The sequence below is a fragment of the Methylobacterium sp. yr668 genome (assembly GCF_900116245.1).
Taxonomy (GTDB): Bacteria; Pseudomonadota; Alphaproteobacteria; order Rhizobiales; family Beijerinckiaceae; genus Methylobacterium.
Genome location: NZ_FOZY01000065.1, coordinates 1 through 9,859, shown reverse-complemented (window position 1 = coordinate 9,859; position 9,859 = coordinate 1). Strand labels below are relative to the sequence as shown.

The window sequence follows — 9,859 nt, the reverse complement described above, 5'->3', positions numbered from 1 at the left end:
GGCCGGGCCGGGTCGAGGTCGACGACCACCGGCAGGGTGTTGATGAACAGCCCGAGCACGGTCTCGGCCCCGGGCAGGTCGGCCGGGCGCCCGGCCACGGTCGTGCCGAAGGCGACGCGCGTCTGCCCGGTGCGGGCGGCCACGAGCCGGGCCCAGGCGGCCTGGACGCAGGTGTTGAGGGTGAGGTGCGCGGCCCGGGCGCGGGCGAGCAGCCGCCCGGCGGCGGCCGGCGGCACCCGGTGCCGGACTTCGCCGTGATGCCGGACTTCGCCGTGATGCCGGACCTCGCCGTGGCCGGGGGGGCGCTGTCCGTCGCGGGCGCCGGGCGTGCCGGGCGGGTCGAAGGTGTCGGCGAGGCGGGTGGGGGCGTCGAGGCCGGCGAGGGCGTCCTGCCAGAAGCGCTCGGCGGCGGCCCGCGGCTGGCGGGCGAGCCAGGCGAGGTAGTCGGCGAAGCGTCCTGTGACGGGCTCGGGTTCCTCTCCGCGGTAGCGGGCGAGCACCTCGGCGACGAGGCGGGCGGTGCTCCATCCGTCGAGGATCAGGTGGTGGACGGTGAGCACGAGGTGGTGGCGGTCCGGTCCGGTGCGGACCAGGACGAGGCGCAGGAGCGGGGCCCGGGCGAGGTCGAAGGGCCGGGCGCGTTCCTCGGCGGCCAAGGCGGCGAGGCGGTCGGCGCGGGCATCCTCGTCCGGGGCGTCCTCGTGCGGCGCATCCTGGCTCGACGGCGCCCCGGTCCAGTCGAGGCGTGCGAGGGGCAGGGGCACGGGGTCGAGGACGGCCTGGAGGGGCGGGCCGTCGGCGGGGTCGAGGATGGCGGTGCGCAGGACGTCGTGGCGCTCGAGGGTGGCGCGGACGGCGCGGGCGAAGCGGTCGGGGTCGAGGGGTTCGAGGTCGAGGCGGACCTGGTTGCGGTAGGCCGCGTCCCCGGGGGCGAGGCGGGCGTGGAAGAGCAGGCCCTCCTGCAGGGGGGTGAGCGGGTAGAGGTCGGCGAGGCTGTCGGGGTCGAGGGTACCGGCCGCGCGGGCGTCGGCCAGGAGTGTGTCGAGGCCGGGTTGGTCGAGGCGGGCGAGGGGCAGGTCGGCGGGGGTGGGCCGTCGCGGGGTGCCCGGGTCGGCGCAGTGGGCGACGAGGGCCTGGAGGGTGTGCCGGGTGTCGCGGGCGATGGCGGCGATGGCGGCGGCATCGTGGCGGTCGGGGCTGAAGCGCCACGCGAGGTGGAGACGACCGTCGCGCACGAGGGCGGTGAGGGTGAGCTCGGCGCCCGCGGGGCTGTGGGGGTCGCGCATGGGCCCCGCGCTCTCGGGGGCGAGGGCGAAGGGCGCGTCGGGGTCGGCGCGGTCGGCGTCGATCTGGCCGAGGTAGTTGAGGAGGATGCCGGGCTCGGGTGTCGCGGCGATGCGGTGGCGCAGGTCCGCGACGGGGCCGTGGCGCAGGAGGTCGTGGCTGAGGTCGGGCTGGGGCAGGGCGCGGCGGGCTTCCTTGACCCGGCAGAGGGCGCGGCCGAGGAGGGGACCGAGGGCGTGGCCGCGGGCGGCGTCGTCCGGCGGCAGGTCCGGCGGCAGGTCCGGCTCGCCGCCGAGGGGGTCGAGCCGCAGCGGCACCAGCGTGGTGAACCAGCCCACCGTCCGGCTCAGGTCGTGGCGCGCCGCCTCGCCGGCCGCGTCCGCCAAGCTGTCCGCCAGGGCGTCGGCATCGCGACCGTGGCCCTCGAGCACGACGCGCACGGCTCGCCCGCCGCAGCGGCGCGACACCGCCACCGCGAGCGCCGCGAGCAGGAGTTCGTCGGGGCGCGTGCGGTAGGGCCGGCCGGCCCGGCGCAGGAAGGCGTCGGTGGTGTCGGCGTCGAGGCTTTCGGCGATCTCGGTCTGGGCGGATTCGACGTTGGGGGCGTCGGGCCGGGCAGGTTCGAGGCCCCATGCGGGCGGCGCGAGCTGCGCCGCCCAGGCCTCGGCCCAGGCGCGGCGGCGGTCGGCCTCGGCCGGATCCCGGGCCAGGGCGTCGAGGTGCCGGGCCCAGGCGGGGAAGGAGGTCGCGGGCGCCGGCAGGGTCCGCCCCGCGAGGACCAGGGCGAGATCCGCCACCAGGATGCGCCAGGAGACGGCGTCGACCACGAGGTGGTGGGCGACGAGGAGGAGGCGCTGCCCGCCGTCCGGGGCCGGATCGACCAGGACGGCGCGCAGCACCGGCCCGCGGGCGAGGTCGAGACTCGTCTGCGCGGCCTCGGCCAGCGCCGCCAGGGCGGCCGCGTCCCGGGCCTCGCGGCGCCACAGCGACCCGGCGGCCGCGACGGCGTCGGCTCCGGTGCAGGTCTGCCGCCAGCCGCCGTCGGCCGCCTGCGCGAAGCGCAGCCGCAGGGCCGGATGGGCGGTGGACAGCGCGGCGAGCGCCTCCGCGACGCGGTCCGCCGCGAGGCGCGCCCGCGGGACGAGCAGCACGGCCATGTTCCAGTGCGCGCGCCGCGGCATCGGCGCGGCCAGGAACCAGCTCTGGATCGGGGTCAGCGGCACCGGGCCGGCCTCGAGGCCCGGATCGGTCGCCGCGTCGCGCGCGGGGAGCGCCGGGCGTGCGCCCTGGCGCTCGGCGTGCGCGGCGAGGGCGGCGAGGCTCTGGTGGGTGAACACGTCGCGGGGGGTGAGCGTCAGGCCGGCCTGACGGGCGCGCGTGACGAGCTGGAGGGCGAGGATGGAATCGCCGCCGCGCTCGAAGAAGGTGTCGGAGCGGGTGACGGCGTCGGGGCCGGGCAGGCCGAGCACCGCGGCCCAGAGATCGGCGAGGCGCCGCTCGGTCGCCGTGCGCGGCGGGTCGGCGTCCCGGGCGGACGCGTCCGCGTCGGGCTCGGGCAGGGCGCGGGCGTCGAGCTTGCCGCTCGTCGAGAGCGGCAGGGCATCGAGCAGGACGATCGCGGCCGGCACCAGGGCCTCGGGCAGGTCGCGGGCCAGGGCGCGGCGCAGCTCCTGCGGGTCGGGGTGCGCGCCCGGCGCGGGCACCGCGTAGGCCACGAGCCGCGCGGGGCCGCCGGGTTTGCGGCGGGCGACGACGGCGGCCTGGGCGATGCCGGGTTGCGCGCGCAGAGCGGCGGCGACCTCGCCGGGCTCGACGCGCTGGCCGCGGATCTTGACCTGCTCGTCGGCGCGTCCGCGGTAGTCGAGGGCGCCGTCGGGGCGGCGGGCGGCGCGGTCTCCGGTGCGGTAGAGGCGCGCGCCGGGCCTTCCGAACGGGTCGGGCACGAAGCGCTCGGCGGTCAGGCCGGGGCGTCCGAGATAGCCGCGGGCGAGGCCGGTGCCGCCGATGTAGAGCTCGCCCACCACCCCAACCGGAACCGGGTGCAGCGCGTCGTCGAGGATCCAGGCCGTCCGGTCGCCCACCGGGCTGCCGATCGGCGCGTAGGGCGTGTCGCAGGTCGTGCCGGCGGGGACCTTCCAGACGAGCGGCGTCACCACGGTCTCGGTCGGCCCGTAGCCGTTGATGAGGCGGCGCGGCCCGAGGGCGCGGTTGACGCGCGCGAGCTCGTCGCGCGGCATCGCCTCGCCGCCGAAGGAGAGCAGGTCGAGGGTCGGCGCGCCGCCCTCCTGCTCGGCCCAGCGCGTCAGTTCCCGGACGTAGCTCGGCGGGAAGCCGGCATTGGTCACGCCGTGCCGGCGGAACGCCGCGAACACCTCCGCCGGCGACCAGAGCGCGTCGTCGCGGAGCACGAGGCTGGCGCCGCAGGCGAGCGCCGTCAGCCAGCGCTCGTGCCCGCCGTCGAAGTTGAAGGTGATGAAGTGGAACTCGCGGGAGTCCGCGTCCATCTCGTAGAGCGGTGCGGTCGCGCGGACGTGCATCGCGAGCGGGCCGTGCGCGACCGCCACCGCCTTCGGCTTCCCCGTCGAGCCGGAGGTGTAGATCAGGTAGGCGAGGTTCTCCGGGTGGAGCGCCACCGGGGGTGGAGGCCCCGCGCCCGCGTCCGGCGCGTCCGCGTCGATCAGGATCCGCGGGACCGCGGCCGGCCCGCGGCCGGCATGGGCGCGATCCGTGACGAGGACGCGCGCGCCGCTGTCGGCGACCATCGCGGCGATCCGCGCGTCCGGCAGGTCGAGCCCGAGCGGCAGGTAGGCGCCACCCGCCTTGAGCACGCCGAGATAGGCGGCGAGCAGGCCGGGCGAGCGGGGCAGCATCACGGCGACGACCGTGTCCGGGCCGATGCCGGCCTCGGCGAGACGGTGCGCGAGGCGGTTCGCCTCGGCGTCCAGCGCGCCGCGGCTCGTGGCGCGATCGGCGAAGATCACCGCGGTCCGTTCGGGGTCCGTGCGCGCGAACCCCGCGATGGTCACGTGAACGGGCTGCCCGTCGACCTCGGACGGCGCGGAGGGCGGGTTCAGCCGCGCGATCTCGCCCGGTGTGAGCAGGGGCGCCCCGTGGATCGGCGCGTCCGGCGCCGCGACGAGGCTGCCCAGCAGGGTCAGGAAATGGTCGCGCCAGCGCGCGACGGTGGCCGCGTCGAACAGGTCGCGGGCGTAGGTGAGGTGCGCGGTGAAGCCGCCCTGCGCGTCCTCCAGCGTGGTCAGGCCGAGATCCACGTGGGCGCTGCCGGTGGCGCGGGGGACGCGCTCGACCGACAGGTCGCCGAGGCGGATCGTGGCGAGCGGGCGCTCCTGCAGGTGCTGGACGATCGCCTGGAACAGGGGATTGCGGCCCGGATGCCGGTCGGGGCTCAGGGCGCTCACGAGCCGCTCGAACGGCACGGATTGATGGGCCTGGGCCTCCACGAGGAGCGCCCGCGTCGCCTCCACGCACGCGGCGAAGCTGTCCAGCGGGTCGAACGCGAAGGGCAGCACCAGGGTGTTGGCGAAGCTGCCGATCACGCCCGCGGTCTCGGGCCGGGTGCGGTTCGCCACCGGCACGCCCAGGCGGAGAGCGCGCTCGCCGCCGAGGCGCTGGAGCAGGATCGCGAAGCCGGCGGCGAGGACGTGGAACGCGGTCGCGCCGCCGCGGCGGGCCAGGGCGCGGATGCCCGCCGCGGTCGCGGGCGGCAGCGGGAAGGTCAGCGTCTCCCCGGTGAAGCTGGGCACGTCGGGGCGCGGCCGGTCGGCGGGCAGGGCGAGGACGGGGTGCTCCGTGCCGAGGAGGTCCGTCCAGAACTCGAGGCTCGCGGCCTGGGCGCCCGCGTCCAGCATCCGCGCCTGCCAGGCGGCGTAATCCGCGTAGGTGATGGCAGGGGCCGCGCTCTCCGGCGCGTCGGATCCGTAGCCGGTGGCGACCGCATCGATCAGCAGGTCCATCGACACGGCGTCGCCGACGATGTGGTGCAGGGTCAGGAAGACGACGTGCCGGTCCGGCGCCTCGCGCACCAGGGCGGCGCGCAGCAGGGGCCCGCGCGCGAGGTCGAAGGGCGCCCGCTCGACGGCCGCCTCGATCGCGGCGCGGCGCGCCCGCGCCTCGGCCGCGTCGCAGCCGGTCAGGTCGTGGCGGGCCATCGCGAACGTGCCCGCCGGGTCGACCTGCTGCACCGGCTCCCCGTCGCGCAGGGGGAAGCGCGCGCGCAGGCCCGCGTGACGGGCGACGGCGCCGGCGAACGCCCGGTCCAGCGCCTCGGGGTCGAGCGGACCGGTCAGGCGCAGCGCGCCGACGATGTGATAGGCGGGGCTCTCCGGGTCGAGCTGCCAGAGGAGCCAGAACCGGCGCTGCGCGTCGGAGAGCGGTCCCGCGTCGCCGCCCTCCGCGGGCAGGATCGGCAGGCGGTCCGCGTCGAGGCCGCGCGCGGCGAGGTCCTGCACGAACCGGCGGCGCTTGCCGTCGGGCAGCGCGGAGAAGCGCGCCGCCAGGGCGCGCAGCTGGTCGTCCCGCGAGGGGCCGGTGTCGGTCATTCGGCGTGTTCCAGCGCGTCGAGGAGGTCGCTCATCGCGTCGATGTCGGCGTCCGCGCCACCCGCGTCCCGGCCGTCGATCGCGACCGCGAGATCCGCCAGGGTGCGCGCTTCGAAGACGGCGCGCAGGGGCAGGACGATGCCGTGCGCCTCGCTCAGGCGCGCGACGACCCGGGCGACGAGGAGCGAGTGCCCGCCCAGGGCGAAGAAGTTGTCGCCGCGCCCGACCGAGGGGAGGTTCAGCACCTCGGCCCAGACAGCGGCGAGGCGGCGCTCCGTCCCGGTCCGCGGCGGGTCGGCGGCCGGGTCGGCGACCGGCTCCGGCGCCGGCAGGGCGGCGCGGTCGACCTTGCCGTTGGGGGTCAGCGGCAGGGCATCGAGCGTCACGACGGCCGCCGGCATCATCGCGTCCGGCAGCGTCGCGGCGAGCGCCCGGCGCAGCTCCGCGGGGTCGAGCGCCGCCCCGGGGCCGGGGACGACGTGGGCCACCAGCCGCGCGTCGCCGGGCCGGTCCTGCCGCGCGGTCACGACGGCCTGCGCGACGCCGGGTTGTGCGATCAGCGCCGCCTCGACCTCGCCGGGTTCGATGCGCACGCCGCGGATCTTCACCTGGTGGTCGACGCGGCCGCGGTAGTCGAGGGTCCCGTCCGCGCGCCAGCGCGCCCGGTCGCCGGTCCGGTACATGCGCGCGCCGGGTGGCCCGAAGGGGCAGGGGACGAAGCGCTCGGCCGTGAGCCCCGGCCGCCCGAGATACCCGCGGGCGAGCCCGGCGCCCGCGAGGTAGAGTTCGCCGACCGTGCCCGGCGGGACCGGCCGCAGGCCTCCGTCGAGGATGTAGGCCTGCGTGTTCCACAGGGGCGCGCCGACGGTGACGGCCTCCGCGCCGGGCACGATCTCGGCCGCCGTGGACCAGATCGTGGTCTCGGTCGGGCCGTAGAGGTTGGTGACCCGCGCCGCCCGCGCGCTCAGGGCGCTCGCGAGGTCGGGCGGCAGCGCCTCGCCGCCCACCAGCACCCGCACGCCGCGCAGGGCGTCCGTCTCCGCGAGGCCGCGCCACAGCGTCGGCGTGGCCTGCATCAGCGTGATGCCCGCCTCGCGGACGAGCTGCGCCAGACGCCCGGGATCGAGCAGGTCGTCCCGCCCGGCCAGCACCACGCGCGCGCCGCGGAGGAGCGGCCCGAACAGTTCCAGGCCCGCGATGTCGAAGCCGACCGTTGTGACGGCGAGCAGCCGGTCCGCCGGCGTCACGCCGAGGCGATCGACGAGGTCGTGCAGCAGGTTGGTCAGGCCGGCATGCGGGACCACGACCCCCTTCGGCCGGCCCGTGGAGCCGGACGTGTAGATCACGTAGGCGGGATGGGCCGGCACAAGCGGGCGCGCCCGGTCCCGGTCGGTCGGCGCGCGGGCCGGCGCGGCCGCGAGCGCCGCGCGCCCGTCCGGGGCGTCGAGCACCAGGGCGGGCAGGCCGTCCGGCCGCGGCCACCCGTCGACGGTCACGAGGCCGGCGGGCCGGGCATCGGCCAGCATGAGGGCGAGCCGCTCCGCGGGGTAGCCCGGGTCGAGGGGCAGGTAGGCCGCCCCGGCCTTGAGCACGCCCAGCAGCGCCGCGACGAGGTCCGGCCCGCGCGGCAGCGCCACCGCCACGATGTTCTCCGGTCCGATCCCGCGGGCGATGAGCGCGTGGGCGATCCGGTTGGCGCGGGCCTCGAGCTCCGCGTAGCGCAGCACCTCCGAACCGGCCACCAGGGCGACGGCCTCCGGCGTGCGGGCCGCCTGCGCGGCGACGAGGGCCGGCAGGGTCTCGGGCGGCACCGCCCGCGCCGTCGCGTTCCAGTCCGTCAGGACCTGCCGCCGCTCGCCGGCCTCGAACAGGTCGAGATCCCCGATTGCCCGGTCCGGCGCGGCCGCCAGGGCCGCGAGCAGCCGCGCGAACCGGTCCGCGAGGCGGGTCGCGCCGGCTTCTTCGAAGAGGTCCGTGGCGTATTCGAGGTGGCCGACGACGCCCGCCTCCGTCCCGTCGGCCCCGCGCCGCTCGACGAGGTCGAAGGCGAGGTCGAACCGCGCGGCCCCGGAACCGACCGGATCCGGGACGGCGCGCAGGCCGGCCAGATCGAACGAATCCGGCACGCCGTCCTGAAGCGCCAGCATGACCTGGAACAGGGGATGGCGCGCGAGCGAGCGCGGCGGGTTCAGCACCTCCACGAGGCGCTCGAAGGGCACGTCCTGGTGCGCGTAGGCCTCGAGCGCGACGGCGCGGGCCCGCCCCACGAGGTCGCGCCCGCTCGGGTCGCCGGACGTGTCGGTCCGCAGCACGAGCGTGTTGACGAAGCAGCCGACGAGGCCGTCGAGGGCCTCGTCCGTGCGACCCGCGATCGGGCTCCCGAGCGGGATGTCCTCGCCCGCGCCCAGGCGGGTCAGGAGCGCCGACAGGCCGGCCTGGAGCACCATGAAGAGGCTCGCCCGCTCGCGCCGCGCGAGATCCGCCAGCGCGCGGTGGAGATCCGGCCCGAGGGCGAGGGGCACGCGCCGCCCGCGGTGGCTCGCCGTCGCCGGGCGCGGCCGGTCGGTAGGCAGCGCGAGGCCTTCGGGCAGCCCCGCGAGCTGCGCGCGCCAGTAGCCGATCTCGCGGGCGATCAGGCTGTCCGGGTCGGCCTCGTCGCCGAGACGGTCGCGCTGCCAGAGCGCGTAGTCCGCGTACTGCACCGGCAGGGCCGGGCGCTCCGGCGCCGCGCCGCGGCACCGCGCCGCGTAGGCCGCCGCGAGATCGCGCATCAGCGGAGTCAGCGACCAGCCGTCGGCGGCGACGTGGTGGATCAGGAGGAGGAGCCCGTGCGCGTCCGGGCCGAACCGGTACAGCCGCGCGCGGATCGGCAGGTCGACGGCCAGGTCGAAGGGCGCCCGCGCCGCCGCGGACAGCGCGTCCGGCCACGATTCCGGGTCCGCCGCGCACAGGTCGAGGCCGGGCCGCGCCGCGTCGGGCGGCAGGACCTGCTGCGCCGGCGCCCCGTCGATCGCGACGATGCGGGTCCGCAGGCTCTCGTGGCGCGCCACCACGTCGGCGAGGGCCGCGCGCAGCGCGTCGGCGTCGAGCGGGCCCGTGAGGCGGAGCGCGATCGGGATGGTGTAGGGATGCGCACCGTCGATCCGCGACAGCAGCCACATCCGGGTCTGGGCCGCGGAGAGCGGGACGACATCCGGCCGCGGGCGCGCGACGAGGGGCGTGCGCGCGGGGCCGACGTGTCCGGCCGCCTCTTCGCCCGCGTCCTCACCCGCGTCGCCACCCGCGGCGATCCACCCGCTCAGCGCCGCGACCGTCGGGGCCTCGAACACGGCGCGCAGCGGCAGCTCGACGCCGAGCGCCGCGCGCAGCCGGCTGACGAGGCGGGTGGCGAGCAGCGAGTGGCCGCCGAGGTCGAAGAAGCCGTCGTCGATCCCGACCGCGTCGAGGCCGAGCACCTGCGCGAAGGCCTGCGCCACGGCCGCCTCGCGCGCGGTGCGCGGCCCGCGCCGGCCCGTGGCCGCCCAGTCGGGTTCGGGGAGGCGACCTGGGTCGAGCTTTCCGTTGGCGGAGACCGGCAGGGCGGGCAGGGCGAGGATGCGGGCGGGGCGCAGCGCGTCGGGCAGTGTGTCGGCCAGGGCGCGCTGCAGCGCGGGCTCGTCGAGCGCGCCGCCGGCCGCCGGCACCGCGTAGCCCACCAGCCGCAGCCCCCCGTCCGGACCGGGACGGGCGACCACCGCCGCCTCGGCGACACCCGGCAGCGCCCGCAGCGCGGCGGCCGCCTCGCCCGGCTCCACGCGCTGGCCGCGGATCTTGACCTGATCGTCCGCCCGCCCGCGGTAGTCGAGCTGCCCGTCCGCCCGCCACGCCGCCCGGTCGCCGGTGCGGTACAGCCGCGCCCCGGCCGGCGCGCCGCCGCGCCCGGCCTCCGGGTCGGGCACGAACCGCGCGGCGGTCAGGCCGGGCTGGCCGCGGTAGCCCCGGGCGAGGCCGAGGCCGCCGATGTAGAGCTCGCCGAC

Annotated in this window: 2 protein-coding genes; both read right to left on the bottom strand. The window is 78.0% G+C overall.

What is annotated here, in order from left to right:
• Positions 1 to 5,843: non-ribosomal peptide synthetase (locus BM419_RS30710; protein ID WP_091928671.1), on the bottom strand; the 5,843-nt coding region annotated here is incomplete at its 3' end.
• Positions 5,840 to 9,859, bottom strand: a 4,020-nt coding sequence (locus BM419_RS30705; protein WP_139257173.1) for a non-ribosomal peptide synthetase, incomplete at its 5' end; no start/stop codon positions are given. The genes BM419_RS30705 and BM419_RS30710, both read right to left, overlap by 4 nt.